Raw genomic sequence first — 24,020 nt, forward strand, 5'->3', positions numbered from 1 at the left:
CAGTGGCCGAGCTGTTCTACGACGACGATGCCGACCTGTCCATCATCCAGGGCCGCAAGGTCGCGGTCATCGGCTACGGCAGCCAGGGCCACGCCCACGCGCTGTCGCTGCGCGACTCGGGTGTCGACGTCCGTGTCGGTCTGCACGAGGGCTCCAAGTCCAAGGCCAAGGCCGAGGAGCAGGGGCTGCGCGTGGTGACCCCGTCCGAGGCCGCCGCCGAGGCCGACGTCATCATGATCCTGGTCCCGGACCCGATCCAGGCCCAGGTCTACGAGGAGTCCATCAAGGACAACCTCAAGGACGGCGACGCGCTGTTCTTCGGCCACGGCCTGAACATCCGCTTCGGCTTCATCAAGCCGCCGGCCAACGTCGACGTCTGCATGGTCGCCCCGAAGGGCCCGGGCCACCTGGTCCGCCGTCAGTACGAGGAGGGCCGTGGCGTTCCGTGCATCGTGGCCGTCGAGCAGGACGCCTCGGGCAACGGCCTGGCGCTCGCCCTGTCGTACGCGAAGGGCATCGGCGGCACCCGCGCCGGCGTCATCAAGACGACCTTCACCGAGGAGACCGAGACCGACCTGTTCGGTGAGCAGGCCGTCCTCTGCGGTGGCACCGCCGCCCTGGTCAAGGCCGGTTTCGAGACCCTGACCGAGGCCGGCTACCAGCCGGAGATCGCGTACTTCGAGTGCCTGCACGAGCTGAAGCTCATCGTGGACCTCATGTACGAGGGCGGCCTGGAGAAGATGCGCTGGTCCATCTCGGAGACCGCCGAGTGGGGCGACTACGTCACCGGCCCGCGGATCATCACGGACGCCACCAAGGCCGAGATGAAGAAGGTCCTCGCGGAGATCCAGGACGGCACCTTCGCCAAGAACTGGATGGCCGAGTACCACAACGGTCTGCCCAAGTACAACGAGTACAAGAAGGCGGACAGCGACCACCTCCTGGAGACCACCGGCCGTGAGCTGCGCAAGCTCATGAGCTGGGTCAACGACGAGGACGCGTAACCCATTCGCCCCGGGGGCGGGTCTCCTGACCCGCCCCCGCGGTGTTCCCCCTGCTTCACCGCTGGAAGAGGCGGCGTCGTACGTGTGTACAAGTCGTCCACCCCCGTGTGGGTGATCCTTCCATCGGGGCGCAGTATGCGTCCTGGCGCATGACTACACTTCTCCACACATACACGCGTCAGGCCCACAGTGTCGTGCGTCTTCCACGCGGCAAGCCCCTCCACCGCCTGCGGCCGTCGGGACGGCCGTCCGCACTGGACTTGTGAGGACTCACGTGAGCTCGAAACCTGTCGTACTCATCGCTGAAGAGCTGTCGCCTGCCACGGTTGACGCCCTGGGTCCGGATTTCGAAATCCGGCACTGCAACGGCGCGGACCGCGCCGAACTCCTCCCCGCGATCGCCGATGTCGACGCCATCCTGGTGCGCTCCGCCACCAAGGTCGACGCCGAGGCCATCGCCGCCGCGAAGAAGCTGAAGGTCGTCGCCCGCGCGGGCGTCGGTCTGGACAACGTCGACGTCTCCGCCGCCACCAAGGCCGGCGTGATGGTCGTCAACGCGCCGACCTCCAACATCGTGACCGCCGCCGAGCTGGCCTGCGGTCTGCTGGTCGCCACCGCGCGCAACATCCCGCAGGCCAACACCGCCCTCAAGAACGGCGAGTGGAAGCGGTCCAAGTACACCGGCGTCGAGCTGAGCGAGAAGACCCTCGGCGTCGTCGGCCTCGGCCGCATCGGTGTCCTGGTCGCTCAGCGCATGTCGGCCTTCGGCATGAAGATCGTCGCGTACGACCCCTATGTGCAGCCCGCGCGTGCCGCCCAGATGGGCGTCAAGCTCCTTACGCTGGACGAGCTGCTCGAGGTCGCGGACTTCATCACCGTGCACCTGCCCAAGACCCCCGAGACGCTGGGCCTGATCGGCGACGAGGCGCTGCACAAGGTGAAGCCCTCGGTGCGCATCGTCAACGCCGCGCGCGGTGGCATCGTCGACGAGGCGGCGCTCGCCTCCGCCCTCAAGGAGGGCCGGGTCGCCGGTGCCGGTCTCGACGTGTACACGAAGGAGCCCTGCACGGACTCCCCGCTGTTCGAGTTCGACCAGGTCGTCTGCACCCCGCACCTCGGCGCCTCCACCGACGAGGCCCAGGAGAAGGCGGGCATCGCGGTCGCCAAGTCCGTGCGCCTCGCCCTCGCCGGTGAGCTCGTGCCGGACGCGGTCAACGTCCAGGGCGGTGTGATCGCCGAGGACGTACGTCCGGGCCTGCCGCTCGCCGAGAAGCTCGGCCGGATCTTCACGGCGCTCGCCGGGGAGGTCGCGGTCCGCCTCGACGTCGAGGTGTACGGCGAGATCACCCAGCACGACGTCAAGGTGCTCGAACTCTCCGCGCTCAAGGGCGTCTTCGAGGACGTGGTCGACGAGACCGTGTCGTATGTGAATGCCCCGCTCTTCGCGCAGGAGCGCGGTGTCGAGGTCCGCCTCACCACCAGTTCCGAGTCGCCGGACCACCGCAACGTGGTCACCGTCCGCGGCACGCTCTCGGGTGGCGAGGAGATCGCCGTCTCCGGCACGCTGGCCGGCCCCAAGCACCTCCAGAAGATCGTAGCCGTCGGCGAGTACGACGTGGACCTGGCGCTTGCCGACCACATGGTGGTGCTGCGTTACGAGGACCGTCCAGGTGTCGTCGGCACGGTCGGCCGGATCCTCGGCGAGGCCGGTCTGAACATCGCGGGCATGCAGGTCTCGCGGACGGACGCGGGCGGCGAGGCACTGGTCGTGCTCACCGTCGACGACGACGTCCCGGCGTCGGTGCTCACCGAGATCTCCACGGAGATCGGTGCCGCATCGGCTCGTACGGTGAACCTGACCGACTGACGGCCCCAGGCCCCGCGTACCCGGCATCTAGACGTGCGTCTTACACAAACGTCTGCATGCCGGGTACGCTGCTTTCATGGGACACCGTGAGGATCTGCTCGAAGGCGCCAAGCGCTGCCTGCTGGAGAAGGGATACGCCCGGACGACGGCGCGCGACATCGTGGCCGCCTCCGGTACGAACCTCGCCTCCATCGGCTATCACTACGGCTCGAAGGAGGCCCTGCTCAACCTCGCCTTCCTCAAGGTGACGGAGGAGTGGGGTGATGTGCTCACCGAGCGGCCGGACGTGGACGACGACCGCGGCGACGGCGGGCCCCAGTCGCCGCTCGACCAGTTCCGCGACACCTGGGAGCGGGTGATCGACAGCTATGGGCAGACCCGGTCCGTCTGGCAGCTCCAGATGGAGGTCGTCTCCCGGATCGACCAGGACCCGGATCTGCAGAAGGCCCTGGCGGGCCCGCAGCGCGAGGGGCGTGACGGGCTCGCCGAGAACATGCTCGGCATCGACCCGGAGACGGACCCGGAGAAGGCGCGGGTGGCCGGGCTGTTCTGCCAGGCGCTGCTCGCGGGTGTGATGGTGCAGTGGCTGATGGACAGTGAATCGGCGCCTTCCGCACAGGATCTGACGGACGGTCTGAAGGCCGTGCTCGAAGGGCGGGTGCGACAGGAAGGGCCTGGCGTCGCCGACCAGGCCGGCCCGAGTGCCGGGGTCCGGGGTGACGGTGACGTCCTCGAACGCCGGACGGGTTGACGGGGGCTCTCAAATGCGTCGTGCTCGGTGACGGCGCGCGGGATCAGAGCCGCGCGCCCTTGAGTGTCATGTGCAGCAACAGCCGGTCCTCGCCGTCGTTGAGATCGAGGCCGGTGAGCAGCTGAACCCGGGAGAGCCGGTAGTAGAGCGTCTGGCGGTGGATACCGAGTGCGGTGGCCGTCCGGGACGCCTGGCCCGCGCAGTCGAGGAACACCTCGGCGGTGCGGGCCAGATCCTTGTGCGGCGGGGTGAGCAGGGCGCGGACCGCGGGATCCGCGGCCGCTTCTGCGGGGAGCGCGGTCAGCAGCCGGTACGGGCCGATCGCCGACCATTCGGCGACCGGGCCGAAGCGGGACTCGGCCGCCGCCGCGCGGGCCGCGGCCGACGCCTCGTGCCAGGCCTCGGCCAGGTCCGCCAGGTCCCGACGGGGCATCGCGACCCCGGCGGTGGCGTGCCCGCCCGCGGAGGAACGCAGCCGCTCCGCGGCGGTGAGCGCCGGGTCGAGGACATCGCTGGAGCGCAGCCGGATCAGCGCGGCCAGCGAGGGGCCCCCGGCGGCCCCGGGGGCCGGGACCGAGGTCAGCGCCGATGCCGAGGACACCGTACGGACCGTTGGCGGGTCGTCGGTCCACGGGGTCACGCACACCACCGTGTGCAGGCCTTCCGCATCCCGGCCCAGTGCCTCGCGCAGCGCGGCCACCGCCATGTCGCGCTGCCAGCCCCGCCCGGCGGTGAGGACCGCACCGAACTCCCGGGACAGATCCGTGCCCGCCCGCGCCTCGTCGGAGAGCAGCCCCCCGATCCGGGCCGCCACCTCCATCGCCGCCCTCAGCTGCTCGTCGGTCGGCCCGGGGTCCGCGTCGAGCAGCCATACGTAACCCAGTACGACACCCCGATGGCGTACCGGCAGACAGATACGGCCCCGGAACACCCCGGCCTCCGGGGCGGCCGGAATGCGGACCGGGCCGGTGGCGCGGGCGATGCCGAAGCCCTCGAACCAGGCGCGCACCGCGGGCGTGGAGCGCCGGGTCAGGATCGAGCGGGTGCGGACCGGGTCCATCGCCGTGTCGTCGTCGCTGTCGTGGGCGCCGAAGGCGACCAGGCCGAAGTCCCGGTTCTCCAGCGTCGCGGGGGCGCCGAGCAGCCCCGAGATCTCGTCGACCAGCTCCTGGTAATCGCCCTTCACCCAGCCATTCTCGCACCCCTTCAGACATCTGTCTGAGATCCCGGGAATGGATGCGTGACAGCTGTCGATGGCACACCATCGGAGGGATCCTTAGATTTCACGGTGGTTCTCCGTGCTGTACCGCTCTGTCCTCATCTGCCGGTACGGCCTTCGTTCGTACTTTCCGTGGAGGTGCCCCGTGCTGGGTCCCGTGATTCTCGCCGCGTCCCGCAGCGACAAGATGCGCCGTTTCATCTCGGCCGCACCTGGCACCAAGCAGGTCGTCGACCGGTTCATCGCCGGTGAGACCGTCGAGCAGGTCGTCCCGGTCATCGAGGACGCCGCCGACAAGGGCCTCGAAGTCACCCTCGACGTGGTCGGTGAGGACATCACCACCCCGGAGCAGGCCGCCGCCGCCCGCGATGCCTACCTCGAACTGATCGAGCGCCTCAAGGACCTGGGCCTGGGCACCAAGGCCGAGATGTCCGTCAAGCTCTCCATGTTCGGCCAGTCCCTGGAGGGCGGCCACGAGCTGGCGCTCGCCAACGTCCGCCCGGTCGTCGAGGCCGCCGCCGCGATCGGCACCACGGTCACGCTGGACGCCGAGGACCACACCACCCTCGACTCGATGTTCGCCATCCACGAGGAGCTGCGGAAGGACTTCCCGCAGACCGGCTGTGTGATCCAGGCGTACCTGTTCCGCACCGAGGAGGACGCCCGCCGCCTCGCCGCTGCCGGCAGCCGCGTCCGCATCGTGAAGGGCGCCTACAAGGAGCCCGCCTCCGTCGCGTACCAGGACAAGGCCGAGATCGACAAGGCGTACGTCCGCATCCTGAAGACCCTGATGGAGGGCGAGGGCTACCCGATGATCGGGTCGCACGACCCGCGTCTGATCGCCATCGCCCAGGAGCTGGCCCGGAAGGCCGGGCGCAAGCTGGACGAGTACGAGTTCCAGATGCTGTACGGCATCCGCAGCGACGAGCACATCAGGCTCGCGGCCGAGGGCCACCGGATGCGTGTGTACACCGCGTACGGCACCGACTGGTACGGCTACTTCATGCGCCGCCTCGCGGAGAAGCCGGCGAACCTGCTGTTCTTCGGCCGCTCCATCCTCACCAAGGGCTGACCTGCCCGGCTGACCCCCACCCTCTGACACAAGGAGACAAGGCACTCATGGACGCTGTTACCCAGGTCCCCGCGCCGGTCAACGAGCCGGTCCACTCCTACGCCCCGGGTTCCCCGGAGCGCGCCCGCCTGGAGGCGAAGCTCAAGGAGCTCAGCCAGAACCCGATCGACCTTCCGATGACCATCGGTGGCGAGAAGCGGATGGGCGGCGGCGAGCGCTTCGACGTCGTACAGCCGCACAACCACAAGGCCGTCATCGGTACGTTCGCCGGCGCCACGCAGCAGGACGCCCAGGACGCGATCGACGCCGCGCTGGCCGCTGCCCCGGCCTGGCGCGCGATGTCCTTCGACGACCGCGCCGCGATCATCCTGCGCGCCGCCGAGCTGCTGTCCGGCCCCTGGCGCGAGACGCTGGCCGCATCCACGATGCTCGGCCAGTCGAAGACCGCCCAGCAGGCCGAGATCGACACTCCCTGTGAGCTCGTCGACTTCTGGCGCTTCAACGTGCACTATGCGCGCCAGATCCTGGCCGAGCAGCCCCCGGCCAACTCGCCGGGCGTGTGGAACCGCATGGACCACCGCCCGCTGGAGGGCTTCGTCTACGCGATCACGCCGTTCAACTTCACGGCCATCGCGGGCAACCTGCCCACCGCCCCGGCCCTCATGGGCAACGTCGTGGTGTGGAAGCCGTCCCCGACGCAGACCCACGCCGCCGTGCTGCTGATGCAGCTCCTGGAAGAGGCGGGTCTGCCCAAGGGCGTCATCAACCTGGTGACCGGTGACGGCATCGCCGTCTCCGAGGTGGCCCTGAACCACCGCGACCTGGCCGGTATCCACTTCACCGGTTCGACCCCCACCTTCCAGCACCTGTGGAAGACGGTCGGCAACAACATCGCCAACTACCGCACCTACCCGCGGCTCGTCGGCGAGACCGGCGGCAAGGACTTCGTCGTCGCCCACCCGTCGGCCGACCACGCCGTGCTGAAGACCGCGCTCACCCGTGGCTCCTTCGAGTTCCAGGGCCAGAAGTGCTCGGCTTCCTCCCGTGCGTACGTCCCGGCCTCCATCTGGAACTCCGGTTTCAAGGAGAAGTTCGCGGCAGAGGTCGACTCCATCACCATGGGTGACGTCACCGACCTGTCGAACTTCATCGGTGCCGTCATCGACGAGCGCTCGTTCGCCAAGAACAAGGCCGCGATCGACCGCGCCACGTCCGACCCGTCCTGCACGATCATCGCGGGCGGCACGTACGACGACTCGGTGGGCTACTTCGTCCGCCCGACCGTCATCGAGTGCAGCGACCCGGAGAACGAGGTCTTCACGACCGAGTACTTCGGCCCGATCCTCGCCGTGCACGTCTACGAGGACGACAAGTACGACGAGATGCTGGAGCAGATGGAGTCGGTCTCCGACTACGCGCTGACCGGTTCCGTCATCGCGGGCGACCGCGCCGCGGCCGCGCACACGATGGAGAAGCTGCGGTACGCCGCGGGCAACTTCTACATCAATGACAAGTCGACCGGTGCCGTCGTCGGCCAGCAGCCCTTCGGTGGCGGCCGCGCCTCGGGTACGAACGACAAGGCGGGCGCCCCGCAGAACCTGCAGCGCTGGACCCTGACCCGGGCCATCAAGGAGACGCTGGTTCCGCCGACCGACTACACCTACCCCCACCAGGGCTGACACCCCCCGGGGCGCCGCACCCCCGGCGCCCCGCCACGAATTCCGCCTCCCGCCCGGTTCCCCTGCCGGCCGGGAGGCGGTTTCCATTCCGGCGCCGTCCGCTCAGGAGCGGTCCCCTCAGTAAAGGAACCGCTTCACCACCGCGTCGCCCGCCTCCGCGGCCCGCCCGTAGAAGTCCAGCACCTGCCTGTAGTGGTGGGCGAAGACATCGCGGACCTCGGGTTCCGGCCGGCCCCAGTGCGTGCCCACGCCCCCGGCGGCCGCGTGCCACAGCTGGTCGAACGGATGGCTGCGGAGGAACTCCGCCGCCTCCCGCACCCCTGCGGCCTCCAGAGTCACCGACGGCGCCTCGATCCCGGCCGGGTCCTCGTGGACGGTCCCGCCGAAGACCGGGAGCTCGCAACTGCCCTGGCCGGGCGGTGCGGTGAGGCACAACTCGTGCACCGCGGAGAAAACTTTGGAGATGTGCAGATCCGTCTCCAGGAAATCGAGCTCGTCGTCCGTGTCGGCGAAGACCGCCGTCACCCCGGCGAAGTCCTGCGGCAGCCCGGCTGCCGGAACGGCCCGCGCCTGCATGCTGAAGCTCATCGTCGTCCCCTCCCACCGGGCCGCTGTCCGCCGGCCCCCCTGCTCATGAACGGTAGGGGCGCCCACTGACAACGGCCCGGGCCGACGGGTGAGCCTGCGGGCCGGAGACTCCGGCCGCTACCGGTTCAGCGGTCGCACGAGGTGCGGCCCGGGGCCCAGCGGCAGGCCACCGCGGCGAAGCCGCCGTCGGCAACCACATCCACCGACAGCGCGTCGCCGCCCCGCACCGCGCGGGCCGTGCGCACCAGCCCCGTCGGCCCGTCCGTCACCGTTTCGACCAGCCACCGGCCGGCCCCGATCCGCAGGGGCACCTCGGCGGTATGCGCCGTGCCCGCGTACGTACCGCCGATGAACCAGCGGCTGCCGTTGCGGCGGGCCAGGACCGCGCTGCTTCCCGGCTCGCCCGCCAGCAGCCGGGTGTCGTCCCAGGCGTCCGGCAGCTGCTCCAGGAAATGCCGGGCCACCGGGCGGGCTTCGTACGACTCGGGGGTGCCGGCCAGGTTCTGGACCCCGGACTCGTACAGCACCGACAGGCCCAGCTCACCCGCGTCGGACGCGGCGTTGGGCCGGTTCGGGCGATGGAAGGCGCCAGGGGTGAAGTCCATGGAGCCGATCACGTTCCGGGTGAACGGGAGCGTGGTCAGATGCTGGGCGGTGTTCGTCTTCTTCTCCTCTCCGTTGACGCCCTCCAGCGACATGACGTGCGGCCAGGTGCGCTGGATGCCCTTGGGGATCGTGGAGCCATGGAAGTTGACCAGGAGGTGGTGGGCCGCCGTCTCGGGGAGGATCTTGTCGTACCACTGGAACGTCTCCTGCGCCTCCGAGTCCATGAAGTCGATCTTCACCCCCTTGACGCCCCACTTCTCCAGTGTGGTCAGCCACTGGGCGCGCTCCTCGGCGGTGTCCAGGTCGCGGTGGTGGATCCAGACCTGGATTCCGACGCCGCGCTCCCTGCCGTAGCGCACCAGCTCCGGAATCCAGCTGTGCGACTGCCAGTCGGGGTCGGTGACGTCCCACTGGTCCGGGTCGAAGTACCAGCCCGCGTCGACGACGGTGTACGGCCAGTGGCGGGCGGCCGCGTAGTCGACGTACCCCTTCTGCATCTCCAGGCTCTGGCCCGCCGGACGCCCGCCCGCCAGCCAGGTCCACAGGGCCCGGCCCGGCTTGATCCAGGAGGTGTCACGGACCTCGGAGGCCGGGGCGAGATCGTCCGTGAAGGTGGACCCGGTGACGGTCGCCAGGTCGCCGGTGACCACGGCGCGCCAAGGCGTGGTGAGGGCGCCCTTCACCTGGACCTGCTCGTCCCAGAGCTTGACGCGGTAGGTGGTGGAGCCTGCGTCATGGATCAGACGGGCCCCGGAGTAGCTGCCGGTGAGGTCGGACTCGGCGACCAGGGCGTAGCCGCCTTCGGTACGGAACAGCCCTTGCATCATGTATTCACCGGCCGGGGCGCCCGCGGCGGAGTACGCGTTGAAGAGGTTCTCGTTGTCCTTGCGGTAATTGCCGAGCCACGCCGACGCCCCCTCGGGCAGGGTGAACGCGGAAGCCTCGCGCAGGACGTTGCCCGTGTCACCGGGCAGCACGTAGCGGTAGGCGACACCGTCGGCGGAGGCCCGGACGAGCAGATCGAGCCGGGCACCGGCCGCGGTACGGAAGCGGAAGCGCGATTCACGCATGTGGACGGCGCGGCTCCGGGTCTTGCCCGCGCCCGTGCGGTAGTGCTCGTCCACTGAGCGGTCGCTGCGGCCGAGGAACCCCAGCCCCGCGGTGAGGTCGGCCCGCTCGGTCACGATCCCCACGGGTGACGGGGCGATGACCGTCCCGCCTTCGCGGGACACCGCCAGGCTCAGTGATCCGGTCGCACGGTCGAGCCGCAGCTCCGCGCGGGGCCCGTCGGGCTTGTCCCGTACCGTCCAGGTGCTCTCCTCGGCGTGTGTGCCGGCCGCCGTCAGCAGCGTCGACGCGAGCGCGCCGCACAGGACCACCGACAGCGTTGCGATGCGGGTTCTCCATGGCTTGTGCAGTGACACGATTTCTCCCAGTCCAGAGGCTCATCGTTCACAGACCTGACCATTGGTCCGATGGCTGGGAGGATGATGGTGGACTGAGGGGGCGTCAAGGTTCCTGGCAGCAAATACATCGGATCAATAGAGGGGAGGGTGGGGAGTCGCCCGGGATCTCCTACTGTGTCCCTGTTCAGCTCCGGCCGTGCACGACGTTCAGGTCCAGCCGTGCACGATCAGTGAAAGGCCGACCGTGAAGCCGCCGCCCAGCAGGATCAGGCAGCGGCCGTAATGCCGACGGTGACGGCGCATCAGCAGTACCGAAGGCGGCGAAGCCGCGCTGGGAGATTGAGGCACGTGATCGATATGCCGCTGCGCACCGCGCACACCTACATGCTGACCCCGGCCACCCTCGACGAGATCCGCACCTTCCTGGACACCGCTTTCGAGGGAGACTTCAGCGACGACGACTGGGACCACGGCCTCGGCGGCATCCACGTGTATGTACGGGACGGCAGCGGGCTCCTCGCGCACGGCAGTGTCGTCCAGCGCCGGCTGATCCATGAGGGCCGCTCGTACCGGATCGGCTACGTGGAGGCCGTGGCCGTCCGCGCCGACCGCCGCCGGGAAGGGTTCGGCGGGCGCGTGATGGCAGGGCTGGAACAGGTCGTGGACGGGGCGTACGCCTTCGGGGCCCTGTCCGCATCGGCTGCCGGGGCCGCGCTGTACGCGGGGCGCGGCTGGCAGGTGTGGCCGGGGCGGATCGCCGTACAGGGAAGGCGCGGGGTGGAGCGACTGCCGGACGAGGAGGGCAGCACGTATGTCCGCGGTGCGGCCGGCCGCGTGCTGCCGGCCGCGTCCGGGACGCTGATCTTCGACTGGCGGGACGGGGACGTGCTGTGATCGGGCGGTGGCCGACCGGAGGATCGCCGCCGGGGGTGTCCGCCGCTCAGGGACGAGTTCCCCGGACCGAAGGGACTCGTCGGGGGAGTGCTGATGGAGGAGGAGTACGCGCCGGTGCACCCGGCCGGCCGTCCGGCGCCGCGGATGCTCCCGCTGGTGGACCGGGCGGAGCGCTGCACCTCGTACACCCGGGACCGGTGGGCCGCACAGGAGCGGATCCCGCGTGCGACGGTCGAGGCCGAGGACGATAGCGGCGCTCTCGATGGTGTGCCGTCGTCCCGGCATGGCGATCACGCCGGAGCTCTCACTCGAAGGAGCACCGGACGCGGTCGAGATCACGGCTCTCGGGCCGGAGCCGCCGACGCGTTCGGTCGGCTGTGTCACCACCCCTGAGCAGGCACGATCGCTCGCTGCCCGGGCCCTGATCCGGGAACTGAGGGCGGGCGGCCGTAAACCTCCGTCTCAGATAGTAGGAAGTCCGAGTAATTGTGGAGACAGACCGGCCGAGCTGTCCTAGCTTTGTAGAAGCCGAACGTCTCGCTAGATCCAGCGACTGGCGGTCGTGAGTGTGCGCCCCTGTGCAGGCAACCCCTGCGGCGCCCGCTCCCCGCCCCTTCCGGCGCCTCGAAATCCCGATCTCGAAATCACGTTCACGATTTTTCGATCTCGAAATCCTCGCGATCTCAAGGAGTCGATCCACCATGGCCGAGACGACTGTCCGCCGAGTCCGTCACACCCACCGCCCGACCGAGTCGGAGCGCCAGAATGCCGCCGCCGCCCTGCAGCGGGCCCTCGACCGCAGGGACAACGGCGGCTCCACGGGCCACTGAGAACGGTCAGCCGCGACTGATCTCGAAGTGGTCGATGCGCTCGCTCGACAGTCCTGGCGCGCATCCGCCACCTTCGCGTGTGCGCGGGCGACCCTGATCCGCCGGAGCGCATGATTCCGTGAGGTAAACCGTCATGGCCTGCCCCGCTTGAGTGCAACCTGACGCATGTTGAAAGGGGTGCACCACCTGTCGGCGGTACGGTCGCAGCCGCTGGTACGTCCGTATGGTGGACATGAAATGTCATGGTGTGGGACGCGCAGTAAGGTGCGGACATGTCTCGCAGCATCAATCTCGCAGTGATCCCTGGTGACGGTATCGGCCAGGAGGTAGTGGCTCAGGGCCTCAAGGTCCTCAATGCTGTTCTCCCGCAGGATGTGAAGCTGGAGACCAAGGACTTCGACTTCGGCGCCAAGCGCTACCACGCGACCGGTGAGACCCTCACCGACGCGGATGTCCAGGCGCTCAAGCAGCACGACGCAATCCTGCTCGGCGCGATCGGTGACCCCTCGGTTCCGTCCGGCGTCCTGGAGCGCGGCTTCCTGCTGAAGCTCCGTTTCCTCTTTGACCACCATGTGAACCTGCGGCCGTCGAAGCTCCTCCCGGGTGTCGCGACCCCGCTCAAGGGGCAGCCGGAGATCGACTTCGTCGTGGTCCGTGAGGGCACCGAGGGCCCGTACACCGGCAACGGCGGCTCGATCCGCACCGGTACCCCGCACGAGGTCGCCACCGAGGTCTCGGTCAACACCGCCTTCGGTGTCGAGCGTGTGGTCCGTGACGCCTTCGCCCGCGCCCAGGCGCGCCCGCGCAAGAAGCTGACGCTGGTCCACAAGAACAACGTGCTGACCTACGCCGGGCACCTGTGGACCAACATCTTCAACAAGGTCGCGGCCGAGTTCCCGGACGTCACCACCGACTACCTGCACGTGGACGCGGCGACGATCTTCCTCGTCACGCAGCCCGAGCGTTTCGACGTGATCGTCACCGACAACCTCTTCGGCGACATCATCACCGACCTCGCCGCGGCCGTCTCCGGCGGCATCGGCGTCGCCGCCTCGGGCAACATCAACCCGAGCGGCGAGTTCCCCTCGATGTTCGAGCCGGTCCACGGCTCCGCCCCGGACATCGCGGGCCAGGGCAAGGCCGACCCCACGGCCGCGGTCCTCTCCGTCGCCCTTCTGCTGCGCCACCTCGGCTACGAGGCCGAGGCCGTGCGCATCGAGGACGCCGTCTCCGCCGACCTCGCGGAGCGAGGGGGGCACCTCCCAGGCCCTTCCGGCTCTGGGGGAGGCACGACGACTCGTACCACCGACCAGATCGGCGACGCGCTCGCGGTACGCGTAGCGAGCTGACCCGACGACTCCATTTCGAAGCCGCCGGGTCGCAATCGCACCCGGCGGCTTCTCCTGTGCCGTCCCGGGTGCCACCATCGACCACTGGACCGCAATCACGTCATTTCGTGCACGGCCACCCGGGAGCGATAATCGAACGGGGCCGTCGCTCGCGGTGAAGCTCGGACGTCCTAGCACCTGTCTGACAGGAGCGGCGTGAGCGCGGTCGAACACACACAACCGGTGAAGGACACGCACACATGACGATGCCCACGATCGAGCTCAAGCCCTCCTCGAACCCGCTGTCCGACGCGGAGCGCGAGGCGATCCTGGTCAAGCCCGGATTCGGCCGCTACTTCACCGATCACATGGTGACGATCCGGTGGACCGAGGGCCGCGGCTGGCACGACGGCCAGCTCGTCCCCTACGGCCCGCTCTCCATCGACCCCGCGACCACGGTCCTGCACTACGCGCAGGAGATCTTCGAGGGCCTCAAGGCCTATCGCCGGCCCGACGGCTCCGTCGCCACGTTCCGTCCCGAGGCGAACGCCAAGCGTTTCCAGGCATCGGCGCACCGGCTGGCCATGCCGGAACTGCCCGTCGAGACGTTCATCGAGGCGTGCGACGTGCTGGTCCGGCAGGACAAGGCATGGGTTCCGGCGCACGGCGGCGAGGAGTCGCTCTACCTGCGCCCGTTCATGATCGCGACCGAGGTCGGCCTCGGTGTGAAGCCCGCCAACGAGTACCTTTTCGTCGTCATCGCCTCGCCCGCCGGTGCCTACTTCCCCGGTGGCGTCAAGCCGGTCTCCATCTGGCTGTCCGAGGACCGCGTCCGCGCCGTCCCCGGCGGCATGGGCGACGCCAAGACCGGCGGCAACTACGCGGCGTCGCTCCTCGCCCAGGCAGAGGCCGCGGCGAAGGGCTGCGACCAGGTCGCCTACCTCGACGCGGTCGAGCACAAGTGGGTCGAGGAGCTCGGCGGCATGAACCTGTACTTCGTGTACGGGAACAAGATCATCACCCCGGCCCTGACCGGCTCCCTGCTCGCCGGCGTCACCCGTGACTCGCTGCTCAAGGTCGCCCGCGACCTCGGCTACGAGTCCGAGGAGGGCCGCGTCTCCATCGACCAGTGGCGGACCGACACCGCGAACGGCACTCTCACCGAGGTCTTCGCCTGCGGCACCGCAGCCGTCATCACCCCCGTCGGCACCGTCAAGTCCGCGGGCGGCGAGTGGACCCAGAGCGAGGGCGCGCCCGGCGAGGTCACGATGAAGCTGCGTGAGCGCCTGCTGGACATCCAGCGCGGCGTCGCCGAGGACACCCACGGCTGGATGCACCCGCTCGGCTGACCAGCCGGTTCCGTACAGACGAAGGCCGCGCCCGGCTGCTCGCCGGGCGCGGCCTTCGTCGTGCTGTGCCTGGCTGGGATCCCGACGCTCTCGAGCTCGGGCGTCAGGTTCGAGGTGCCCGGCGCCAAGTACGGAGCCTTCCAGTGGAAGGGCGATCTCCAGGACACCTCTGCGGGCGACGGCCACAATGTCTATGTTCAGGTCAAGGCCGAGGGGTACAGCTGGAACCGCTACAACGGCAACGTACGACGGCGCCGCCCGGTACACCAGCGACGCCTGGATGCGTGCCTGCCGTGACCGCGGCTCGTTCCACCCGGGATGGTGTCGACTCCGCGTTGTTCCATCGGCATGAGGCCGCCCCTGACGCCCGATTATTAGAGTGCCGTTCAATGTGACGTAAGGGCCGATAACCGTCAGTATCTTCCTGTCATGGGAAACCATGGTTAGAGTGACGTTCTAATCTGGAGGTATGGTGACGTGAGACTGACCCCGACCGAGCGTGACCGGCTGCTGCTCTTCGGAGCTGCTGAACTGGCGCGGGCGCGCCGGGCGCGTGGGCTGAAGCTCAATGTGCCCGAAGCGACCGCGCTGATCGCGGACACCGTGTGCGAAGCGGCGCGCGACGGACGGCGGCTCGCGGAGGCCATCGAGGCCGCGCGCGGTGTGCTGGGACCCGACGACGTCCTGCCCGGTGTGGCGGATGTGGTCACCGAGGTCCATGTCGAGGCCGTCTTCGACGACGGATCCCGGCTGGCCGTCGTGTCCGAGCCCATCGGCCACGGCGCCGGAGTCCGGCTGGGGGACGGCGCGCCCGGCGCCGTACTGCCCGCACCGGCGCACGCCGAGCCCGAACCCGCTCTGCGGCTGGCCGTGCGCAACACCGCGACCGTCCCGGTCAGCGTCACCTCGCACTACCACTTCTTCGAGGCCAACCCGCGACTCGACTTCGACCGGGCCGCGGCATACGGCATGCGGCTGTGTGTTCCCGCCGGGTCATCGGTCCGTTTCGACCCGGGCGGCGAGGCCGAGGTCGGCCTGCTGCCGATCGGCGGTGCTCGCATAGCGATCGGTTTCGCGGGCCTGGTCGACGGCCCGCTGGACGCGCCCGGCGCGAAGGACGAGGCTCTGCGACGTGCGGCGGCCTGCGGTTATCTGGGAGCGGAGGACGCCTGATGGACCCCTACGAATACGCATCGGTCCACGGACCCCGCGCCGGGGACCGGGTTGTCCTCGGCGACTCGGGCCTGGTGGTACGCGTCGAGTCGGACGCACAGCAGCACGGCGACGAGTTCCTCGCCGGATTCGGCAAGACCGCGCGCGACGGGCTGCACCTCAAGGCCGCGGCCGTACGCGACACCTGTGACGTCGTCATCAGCAATGTGCTGGTCATCGACGCGGCCCAGGGCATCCGGAAGGTCTCGATCGGCATCCGCGAAGGCCGGATCTGCTCGATCGGACGGGCCGGGAACCCGGACACGCTCGACGGCGTCGACGTCGTCGTCGGTACGGGCACCTCGATCGTGTCCGGCGAAGGAATGATCGCGACGGCCGGCGCCGTCGACACCCATGTCCATCTGCTCTCGCCGCGCATCATGGAGGCCTCGCTCGCCTCCGGCGTCACCACCGTCATCGGCCAGGAGTTCGGCCCGGTGTGGGGCGTCGGGGTCAACTCGCCGTGGGCGCTGCGCCACTCCTTCAACGCCTTCGACGCCTGGCCGGTCAACATCGGCTTCCTGGCGCGCGGTTCCTCCTCCGACGACGCGCCCCTGGTGGAGGCGCTCGCCGAGGGCGGCGCGTCCGGCTTCAAGGTGCACGAGGACATGGGCGCGCACACCCGCGCACTCGACACCGCCCTGCGGGTCGCCGAGGAGCACGATGTACAGGTCGCCCTGCACAGTGACGGGCTGAACGAATGCCTGTCCGTCGAGGACACCCTGCGCGTCCTGGACGGCCGGACGATCCACGCCTTCCATATCGAGGGCTGCGGCGGCGGACACGTACCGAACGTGCTCAAGATGGCGGGCGTCCCGAACGTCATCGGTTCCTCCACCAACCCGACCCTGCCGTTCGGCCGGGACGCGGTGGCCGAGCACTACGGGATGATCGTCTCCGTACACGACCTCAAGACCGACCTGCCCGGTGACGCCGCCATGGCACGGGACCGGATCAGGGCCGGGACGATGGGCGCGGAGGACGTGCTGCACGACCTCGGCGCGATCGGCATCACCTCGTCGGACGCACAGGGGATGGGACGCGCGGGCGAGACCGTACGCCGTACCTTCGCCATGGCCGGGAAGATGAAGGCCGAGCTCGGCCCGATGGAGGGCGACGGCCCGCACGACGACAACGCCCGGGTGCTGCGCTACATGGCGAAGCTGACGATCAACCCGGCCATCGCGCATGGTCTGGCGCACGAGATCGGCTCGATCGAGGTGGGCAAGCTCGCCGACATCGTGCTGTGGAAGCCACAGTTCTTCGGGGCCAAGCCGCAGCTCGTACTCAAGTCGGGCTTCCCGGCGTGGGGAGTGACGGGCGACCCCAACGCCGCGACCGACACCTGTGAACCGCTGGTCCTGGGACCGCTGTTCGGGGGGCACGGCGCGACCCCCGCGGACATCTCGGTGGCCTTCGTGGCGAAGGCTGCGACCGAGCTGGGTTCCGACCTGATACCGACGCGACGCCGCCGGGTGGCCGTACGCGGCACCCGTGGGATCGGGCCGGCGGACCTCCGCCTCAACTCCCGTATCGGCGATGTGGCAGTGGACGGACGCAGCGGCCTGGTCACGCTGGACGGTGCCCCGGTGCGCTCCGAGCCCGCCGACTCGATCTCTCTCAACCGCCTCTACTTCCTTTAAAAGCACAGCTAAAAGCACAGCCTTAGGAGTCCGACGACATGACGTTCCGTATGCCGCCCGAGTGGGCCCCGCACGAGCGCACCTGGATGGCCTGGCCGGGCCCCAACGTCACCTTCTCCGGCGACGACCTCGCCGAGTCCCGCCAGGCATGGGCCGCGGTGGCCCGGGCCGTACGCCGCTTCGAGCCGGTCACCATGGTCGTCGGGCCCGGCCAGGCGGAGGACGCCCGTGGCCTCCTCGGCCCGGACATCGAGCTGGTCGAGCGCGAGCTGGACGACGCCTGGATGCGCGACATCGGCCCGACCTTCGTCACCGACGGCACCCTGCTGGCCGCCGTGGACTGGGTGTTCAACGGCTGGGGCGCACAGGACTGGGCCACCTGGGATCACGACGCGAAGATCGCCCGCCATGTCGCGGACCTCGCCGGGGTCCCCGTGCACAGCTCATCCCTCGTCAACGAGGGCGGCGGCATCCACGTCGACGGTGAAGGCACCGTCCTGCTCACCGAGACCGTGCAGCTCGGCCCCGAGCGCAACCCGGACTGGACCAAGGAAATGGTCGAGGCCGAGATCCACGCCAAGCTCGGCACCACGAAGGCGATCTGGCTGAAGCGCGGCCTGACCGGCGACTACCCGCCCCACGGCTTCGGCACCCTCGGCCATGTCGACATCGTCGCCGCCTTCGCCGGACCCGGTGTGGTCGTCGTCCACACCCAGCCGGATCCGTTCCACCCGGACCACGAGCTCTGCAGGGAGAACGTGGAGATGCTCAGGGCCCAGACCGACGCGCGGGGCCGCGCCCTGGAGGTCATCGAGGTCCCGGCCCCGACCGTGGTTCAGGACGAGGAGGGGCAGTGGGTCGACTACTCCTACATCAACCACTACGTCTGCAACGGCGGCGTGGTGCTGTGCGCCTTCGACGACCCCCGTGACGAGAACGCCGCGGGCATCTTCCGCCGCCTCTACCCCGGCCGCACGGTCACGCCGGTCGACGCCCGCACGATCTTCGCGGGCGGGGGCGGTATCCACTGCATCACTCAGCAGCAGCCCGCAGTAGGTGGCTGAGCGGCGGATCCGGTAGAACGTACGGGTGAACGAGATGCTCTGCGCGGCGGCCGCGGCATGACCCCGCCCTCCGCCCGGCGGCGCAATACGGCGCCGCCCCGTGAGTCCCTGCTCGCCGCCGCCATGGCCACCATCGCCGAGCGCGGGCTCGACGGGCTGACCATGGCGGGGCTCGGGCGCGAGGTCGGGATGAGCAGCGGGCACCTTCTGTACTACTTCCGGACCAAGGACGAGCTCCTGCTGCAGACCCTGGAGTGGAGCGAGGGGCGCCTCGGCGCCGAACGCAGCGCCTTGCTCTCCCAGCAGGCTCCCGCCGCCGAGCGGCTCGACCACTACGTGGATCTGTACGTCCCCGAAGGGCCGCGCGATCCCCATTGGACGCTCTGGCTGGAGGTCTGGAACCGCTCGCAGAACGCCGACGCCGACGCGCGCGGTCGCCAGGCTGCCATCGAGGGGGCCTGGCACCGGGACCTGGTGGCGCTGCTGGCCGAGGGCATTTCGCGGGGGGAATTCCGCGCCGTGGACCCGGACCGGTTCGCCGCCCGATTGCGCGCCCTGCTCGACGGCTTCAGCGTCCATGTCGCCGTCGGCATACCGGGTACCGGCCGTGAGCAAGTCCTTTCCCACGTAAGGGAGTTCCTGCAGAGCTCGCTGCTTCCGTGAACGCAACGCACGCAAGTACTCGCGATCGTTGCGCACTGCACCCTTGTTACGTTTCTGTTTCCTGGGGCACGGTGACGAACCATGGGACGAGAGCAGTGGAAGAAGATCTGGGTCGGCTCCGCCGGCAACATGGTCGAGTGGTTCGACTGGTTCGTGTACGCGACCTTCGCCGTCTACTTCGCGGATTCGTTCTTCCCCGAAGGCAATGAGACCGCCAACCTCATGAACACCATGGGCATCTTCGCCGTCGGCTTCTTCATGAGGCCGGTCGGGGGATGGTTGCTCGGCCGGATCGGTGACCGCAGAGGACGCAAGGCCGCGCTCACCCTCACCGTCACCCTCATGTCGGCCTCCGCGGTCCTCATCGCCATCGCGCCGACGTACGACGTCGCGGGATACGGGGGTGTCGCCGTCCTGCTGGTGGCCCGGCTGCTGCAGGGCCTCAGCGTCGGGGGCGAGTACGCCGCCAGCGCCACCTATCTGACCGAGGCGTCCGCGCCCCACCGGCGCGGCTTCGCCTCCAGCTTCCAGTACGTGTCCATGACCGCGGGACAGCTCATCGGCCTCGGCCTCCAGATCATCCTGCAGCGCAACATGTCCGACGCGGCCCTGCACAGCTGGGGCTGGCGCATCCCGTTCATCGTCGGTGCGCTCGGTGCAGCGATCGTCTTCTATCTGCGCCGCTCGATGCTGGAGACCGAGGTGTACGCGGAGTCCGGCGCCGCCGAGCAGGAGGACCGCGGCACGCTGAAGGCGCTGTGGCAGCACAAGCGCGAGGCGTTCCTGGTGATGGCGCTGACCATGGGCGGGACCGTCGCGTACTACACGTACACGACCTATCTCACCAAGTTCCTCTCCAAGAGCGCCGGCATGGAGAAGTCCACCGCCTCGCTCGTCAGCTTCTGCGCCCTGTTCGTCTTCATGTGCATCCAGCCACTGGCCGGACTGCTCTCCGACCGGATCGGCCGCCGCCCGCTGCTGATCACCTTCGCCGTCGGCTCGACCTTCCTGACCGTGCCGATCATGACGATGCTCAAGCACGCGGGTACCTTCTGGCCCGCGTTCGGCCTGGCGCTCCTCGCCCTGGTCGTCGTCACCGGCTACACCTCGATCAACGCCTGTGTGAAGGCCGAACTCTTCCCGACCGGCATCCGCGCCCTGGGCGTCGCCCTCCCGTACGCCATCGCCAACGCGCTCTTCGGCGGTACTGCCGAGTACGTGGCGCTCTGGTTCAAGAAGTCGGGCGTCGAGTCCGGCTTCTACTGGTACGTGGCGGGCTGCGCCGCGGTCTCCCTGGTCGTCTACCTGACCATGCGCGAGACCCGCGACATCGACCTCGGCCGGGTCGGTGCCGACCGGAGGACAGGGCAGGCGGCCCCGGCGGAGTCGTCCGGAGCGACGAGCGTCACGCCCGCATCCTGAGACGGGTCACGGTGCGGAGGCAGCCCTGTGCGACACTGCCTCCGTGCCCTCGTTCGTCATGATTATCGGCAACAGGCGCGCCGGTCCGCAGTGACCGTCCCGTACCACCATGTGCGGCACGGCCACCGTGCCCCAGACCCGCGCGCAGACCTCTCGCACCCGCGAGGGGTTTTTTCGTTTTCCGGCCCTCACCTCGGCCGGGGCGAGGCGCGCGGGATGATGGGGGCAAGTGGAGCCAGATCGTCCGGATCCACTCATCCGACAGGAGTCAGACCAGCATGACCACCAAGGCCAAGGCCACCGACGACAGTTTCCATGTCTTCGACACCACACTGCGCGACGGGGCTCAGCGTGAAGGCATCAACCTGACGGTCGCGGACAAGCTGACCATCGCGCGGCACCTGGACAACTTCGGCGTGGGCTTCATCGAGGGCGGCTGGCCCGGCGCCAACCCCCGGGACACCGAGTTCTTCGCCCGCGCCCGGCAGGAGATCGAGTTCAAGAATGCCGAGCTGGTCGCCTTCGGCGCGACCCGCAGGGCCGGTGGCAAGGCCGCCGAGGACCACCAGGTCAAGGCGCTGCTGGACTCCGGTGCCCCCGTGGTCACGCTGGTCGCCAAGTCCCACGACCGCCATGTGGAACTCGCCCTGCGCACCACCCTCGAAGAGAACCTGGAGATGGTCCGCGACACCGTTTCCTTCCTCCGTGAGCAGGGCCGCCGGGTCTTCGTGGACTGCGAGCACTTCTTCGACGGCTACCGCGCCAACCCCGAGTACGCCAAGGCCGTCGTCCGCACCGCCTCCGAGGCCGGCGCCGATGTCGTCATCCTCTGCGACACCAACGGCGGGATGCTCCCGGCCCAGGTCCAGGCCGTCGTCTCCACCGTTCTCGCCGACACCGGCGCCCGGCTCGGCATCCACGCCCAGGACGACACCGGCTGCGCGGTCGCCAACACCCTGGCCGCCGTCGACGCGGGCGCCACCCACGTCCAGTGCACCGCCAACGGTTACGGCGAGCGGGTCGGCAACGCCAACCTCTTCCCGGTCGTCGCCGCCCTGGAACTCAAGTACGGCAAGACCGTCCTGCCCGAGGGCGCACTCGCCGACATGACCCGCGTCTCGCACGCGATCGCCGAGGTCGTCAACCTGACGCCCTCCACTCACCAGCCCTATGTGGGTGTTTCCGCCTTCGCCCACAAGGCCGGACTGCACGCCTCCGCGATCAAGGTCGACCCCGACCTGTACCAGCACATCGACCCCGCGCTGGTCGGCAACACCATGCGGATGCTCGTCTCCGACATGGCGGGCCGCGCCTCCATCGAGCTCAAGGGCAAGGAGCTCGGCATCGACCTCGGAGGCGACCGCGAACTCGTCGGCCGAGTCGTCGAGCGCGTCAAGGAGCGCGAGCTCAAGGGCTACACGTACGAGGCCGCCGACGCCTCCTTCGAACTGCTGCTGCGCGCCGAGGCCGAGGGCCGGGCACGCCGCTACTTCCGCACCGAGTCCTGGCGCGCCATCGTCGAGGACCGCCCCGACGGCACGCACGCCAACGAGGCGACCGTGAAGCTCTGGGCCAAGGGCGAGCGCATCGTCGCCACCGCCGAGGGCAACGGCCCGGTCAACGCACTCGACCGGGCGCTGCGCGTCGCGCTGGAGCGGATCTACCCGCAGCTCGCCAAGCTGGAACTGGTCGACTACAAGGTCCGCATCCTCGAAGGCCGCACCGGCACCGAGTCCACCACCCGCGTCCTCATCACCACGGGCGACGGCACCGGCGACTGGGCGACGGTCGGCGTCGCGGAGAACGTCATCGCGGCGTCCTGGCAGGCGCTGGAGGACGCCTACACGTACGGGTTGCTGCGGGCCGGGATCGAACCGACGGAGTAGTCGCCCCGGTCCGGGGCGGGCCCACGGAGCAGTCGCCGCGGGCCCGCCCTCCGGCGGCCCTGTTGCTGGAGATGCCACTTCTGGTTGGCCGCTCCCGTGCACGTCCAGATCCGGGCGCGGGCCCCGTTCGCCGCCGACTGGGCACGCGAGGTGCTGTCCGAGCCGGTGGAACGGCCACGAGGAGAGCGTGCCCCGCTGGTCGCGGCGAAGCCGTACCCACGCTTCGCGCCGCCACGTGATGCGATTCCTTCCAGGCGTGAATGGCCGGGCCTCCTGGCAAGACTCAGGGGAACTGCTGTTACGCGCCCACGTCAAGGGGATGCGTGTTCAAACCTTGAAGACGCAACGCGCTCTGCCTGTACAGGAGATGGGTACGGACCAATGTCGGCGTGAAGTATTGACGGCAGTGTTCCAGCGGGGTTAACTCACGCCGCAACGCCGGTACCGGTTCCGGAACCGGTTGCGGTACCGGTTTCAGCTCCCTGCCGTGCCTTGTCCTGGAGGCCCCGATGCGTGTCACCATCGCCGATGTCGCCCGCGAGGCCGGCGTCAGCAAGACGACCGTGTCCCGGGTCATCAACACCAAGGGCGAAGTGGACGGTTCCACGGCCGCCCGTGTTCGTGAAGTGATCGCACAGCTCGGCTATGTGCCCAGCTCGGGCGCCGTGGGCCTGGCCCGCGGCAGCAGCCGTACGGTCGGGATGCTGGTGCCCTCGCTCACCTGGCCGTGGATGGGCGAAGTGCTGCAGGGGGTCGTCGACACGGTCGAGGCCGCGGACTACGGGCTGCTGCTCTTCACCTGCAACCGTGGTGCCGAGTCCGTGGAGCGCTTCGCCAGCCAGGTGTCGGCGCGTGCCTTCGACGGGCTGTTGGTCGTCGAACCCGAGAACACCCTCGACCACCTGACCGCACTGCACCGCGGCGGTCTGCCGATCGTGCTGATCGACGACCGCGGCCACCACCCCGAATTTCCCTCCGTCGTGACCACCAACCACGAAGGAGGCGCGTCCGCCGCCCGCCATCTGCTGACGGCCGGACGCACCAGACCCCTGGTCATCACCGGCCCCCAGAACTTCGGCTGCGTACGCGACCGGCTGGACGGATTCCGTACGGTCCTGCCCACCGATCTCGTCGCCCACGGGGATTTCACCGAACGCAGCGGCCGGCTGGCCGTGGAGCAACTACTGGCTTCCGGTACCGAGTTCGACTCTGTCTTCGCGCACAACGACATCAGCGCGGCGGGCGTGCTGCGGGCGTTGCGTGCGGCCGGGCGGTCCGTACCGGACGACATCGCCGTGGTCGGCTTCGACGACATCCCGATGGCCGAGCACACCGAACCGCCGCTGACCACCGTGCGCCAGCCCACCCGGCAGATGGGTGAGACGGCCGCGCGGATGCTGCTGTCCCACCTCGGCGGCACGGCCGTACCCGATGAACCGGTCGTGCTGCCCACCGAACTGGTCGTGCGTCACTCGGCGCCGTAGCGGTCCGGCCGGTTCCCCGGCCGCCTGCACCCCGCACAACCTCCCTCACGATC

Annotated in this window: 20 protein-coding genes; 17 read left to right on the forward strand and 3 right to left on the reverse strand. The window is 69.3% G+C overall.

Annotated features, from left to right (window positions below; all coding sequences use genetic code 11):
* The first annotated feature begins 2 nt into the window (after positions 1 to 2).
* The 3 genes from ilvC (at position 3) to GA0115254_RS26400 (ending at position 3,622) form a co-directional block, all read left to right on the forward strand.
* Positions 3 to 1,004, forward strand: a complete 1,002-nt coding sequence (ilvC, locus tag GA0115254_RS26390; protein WP_093897792.1) for a ketol-acid reductoisomerase — start codon at positions 3 to 5, stop codon at positions 1,002 to 1,004.
* Positions 1,005 to 1,278: 274 nt separating this feature from the next.
* A complete protein-coding gene (gene serA / locus GA0115254_RS26395; RefSeq protein WP_093897793.1) occupies positions 1,279 to 2,871 on the forward strand; it encodes a phosphoglycerate dehydrogenase in 1,593 nt (530 codons plus the stop codon).
* A gap of 76 nt (positions 2,872 to 2,947) precedes the next feature.
* Positions 2,948 to 3,622 carry a TetR/AcrR family transcriptional regulator gene (locus GA0115254_RS26400; protein WP_093897794.1) on the forward strand — a complete coding sequence of 225 codons (675 nt, stop codon included), beginning with the start codon at positions 2,948 to 2,950 and terminating at the stop codon, positions 3,620 to 3,622.
* Between the two features lie 43 nt (positions 3,623 to 3,665).
* On the opposite strand, the gene GA0115254_RS26405 is transcribed toward GA0115254_RS26400, so the two are convergent.
* Positions 3,666 to 4,808, reverse strand: a complete 1,143-nt coding sequence (locus GA0115254_RS26405) for a PucR family transcriptional regulator (protein ID WP_093897795.1) — start codon at positions 4,806 to 4,808, stop codon at positions 3,666 to 3,668.
* Positions 4,809 to 4,986: 178 nt separating this feature from the next.
* Between GA0115254_RS26405 and GA0115254_RS26410 the strand changes: the two genes are divergently transcribed.
* Both GA0115254_RS26410 and pruA read left to right on the forward strand, forming a co-directional pair.
* Positions 4,987 to 5,913, forward strand: a complete 927-nt coding sequence (locus GA0115254_RS26410; protein ID WP_093897796.1) for a proline dehydrogenase family protein — start codon at positions 4,987 to 4,989, stop codon at positions 5,911 to 5,913.
* Between the two features lie 47 nt (positions 5,914 to 5,960).
* Complete coding sequence (gene pruA / locus GA0115254_RS26415) at positions 5,961 to 7,592, forward strand: L-glutamate gamma-semialdehyde dehydrogenase (protein WP_093897797.1); 1,632 nt, start codon at positions 5,961 to 5,963, stop codon at positions 7,590 to 7,592.
* A gap of 117 nt (positions 7,593 to 7,709) precedes the next feature.
* On the opposite strand, the gene GA0115254_RS26420 is transcribed toward pruA, so the two are convergent.
* Together GA0115254_RS26420 and GA0115254_RS26425 are read right to left on the reverse strand one after the other, a co-directional pair.
* Positions 7,710 to 8,180: a DUF1877 family protein gene (locus GA0115254_RS26420; RefSeq protein WP_107451383.1), complete on the reverse strand. Its 471-nt coding sequence runs from the start codon at positions 8,178 to 8,180 to the stop codon at positions 7,710 to 7,712.
* 125 nt (positions 8,181 to 8,305) lie between these two features.
* Entirely contained in the window at positions 8,306 to 10,210 is a 1,905-nt protein-coding gene (locus tag GA0115254_RS26425; RefSeq protein WP_256102781.1) for a glycoside hydrolase family 97 protein, read from the reverse strand.
* A gap of 339 nt (positions 10,211 to 10,549) precedes the next feature.
* Here GA0115254_RS26425 and GA0115254_RS26430 point away from each other — a divergent pair, with 339 nt between their 5' ends.
* The 12 genes from GA0115254_RS26430 to GA0115254_RS26485 all read left to right on the forward strand — a co-directional run bounded on the left by GA0115254_RS26430 (position 10,550) and on the right by GA0115254_RS26485 (position 23,967).
* Positions 10,550 to 11,086 (forward strand): GNAT family N-acetyltransferase, encoded by a 537-nt coding sequence (locus GA0115254_RS26430; protein WP_093897799.1) that lies wholly within the window; start codon positions 10,550 to 10,552, stop codon positions 11,084 to 11,086.
* 701 nt (positions 11,087 to 11,787) lie between these two features.
* Positions 11,788 to 11,916: a hypothetical protein gene (locus tag GA0115254_RS46485; protein WP_093772350.1), complete on the forward strand. Its 129-nt coding sequence runs from the start codon at positions 11,788 to 11,790 to the stop codon at positions 11,914 to 11,916.
* Positions 11,917 to 12,188: 272 nt separating this feature from the next.
* A complete protein-coding gene (locus tag GA0115254_RS26445) occupies positions 12,189 to 13,265 on the forward strand; it encodes a 3-isopropylmalate dehydrogenase (protein ID WP_093897800.1) in 1,077 nt (358 codons plus the stop codon).
* A gap of 239 nt (positions 13,266 to 13,504) precedes the next feature.
* Positions 13,505 to 14,593, forward strand: a complete 1,089-nt coding sequence (locus GA0115254_RS26450) for a branched-chain amino acid aminotransferase (protein WP_093897801.1) — start codon at positions 13,505 to 13,507, stop codon at positions 14,591 to 14,593.
* Between the two features lie 114 nt (positions 14,594 to 14,707).
* Positions 14,708 to 14,890 carry a hypothetical protein gene (locus GA0115254_RS43380; protein WP_256102782.1) on the forward strand — a complete coding sequence of 61 codons (183 nt, stop codon included), beginning with the start codon at positions 14,708 to 14,710 and terminating at the stop codon, positions 14,888 to 14,890.
* Between the two features lie 180 nt (positions 14,891 to 15,070).
* Entirely contained in the window at positions 15,071 to 15,766 is a 696-nt protein-coding gene (ureA, locus tag GA0115254_RS26455; protein WP_093897802.1) for an urease subunit gamma, read from the forward strand.
* Positions 15,766 to 17,448, forward strand: a complete 1,683-nt coding sequence (locus tag GA0115254_RS26460) for an urease subunit alpha (protein ID WP_093897803.1) — start codon at positions 15,766 to 15,768, stop codon at positions 17,446 to 17,448. Before ureA ends, GA0115254_RS26460 begins: the two co-directional genes overlap by 1 nt.
* 38 nt (positions 17,449 to 17,486) lie before the next feature.
* Positions 17,487 to 18,512 carry an agmatine deiminase family protein gene (locus GA0115254_RS26465; RefSeq protein WP_093897804.1) on the forward strand — a complete coding sequence of 342 codons (1,026 nt, stop codon included), beginning with the start codon at positions 17,487 to 17,489 and terminating at the stop codon, positions 18,510 to 18,512.
* A 57-nt stretch (positions 18,513 to 18,569) separates the two neighbouring features.
* Complete coding sequence (locus GA0115254_RS26470; RefSeq protein ID WP_093897805.1) at positions 18,570 to 19,175, forward strand: TetR/AcrR family transcriptional regulator; 606 nt, start codon at positions 18,570 to 18,572, stop codon at positions 19,173 to 19,175.
* An 81-nt stretch (positions 19,176 to 19,256) separates the two neighbouring features.
* Positions 19,257 to 20,597, forward strand: a complete 1,341-nt coding sequence (locus GA0115254_RS26475; protein WP_093897806.1) for an MFS transporter — start codon at positions 19,257 to 19,259, stop codon at positions 20,595 to 20,597.
* Positions 20,598 to 20,875: 278 nt separating this feature from the next.
* A complete protein-coding gene (gene cimA / locus GA0115254_RS26480; RefSeq protein ID WP_093897807.1) occupies positions 20,876 to 22,483 on the forward strand; it encodes a citramalate synthase in 1,608 nt (535 codons plus the stop codon).
* Between the two features lie 509 nt (positions 22,484 to 22,992).
* A complete protein-coding gene (locus GA0115254_RS26485) occupies positions 22,993 to 23,967 on the forward strand; it encodes a LacI family DNA-binding transcriptional regulator (RefSeq protein ID WP_093897808.1) in 975 nt (324 codons plus the stop codon).
* The last annotated feature ends 53 nt before the right edge of the window (positions 23,968 to 24,020 follow it).

The organism is Streptomyces sp. Ncost-T10-10d (assembly GCF_900091955.1).
In the GTDB taxonomy this organism is placed as follows: Bacteria; Actinomycetota; Actinomycetes; order Streptomycetales; family Streptomycetaceae; genus Streptomyces.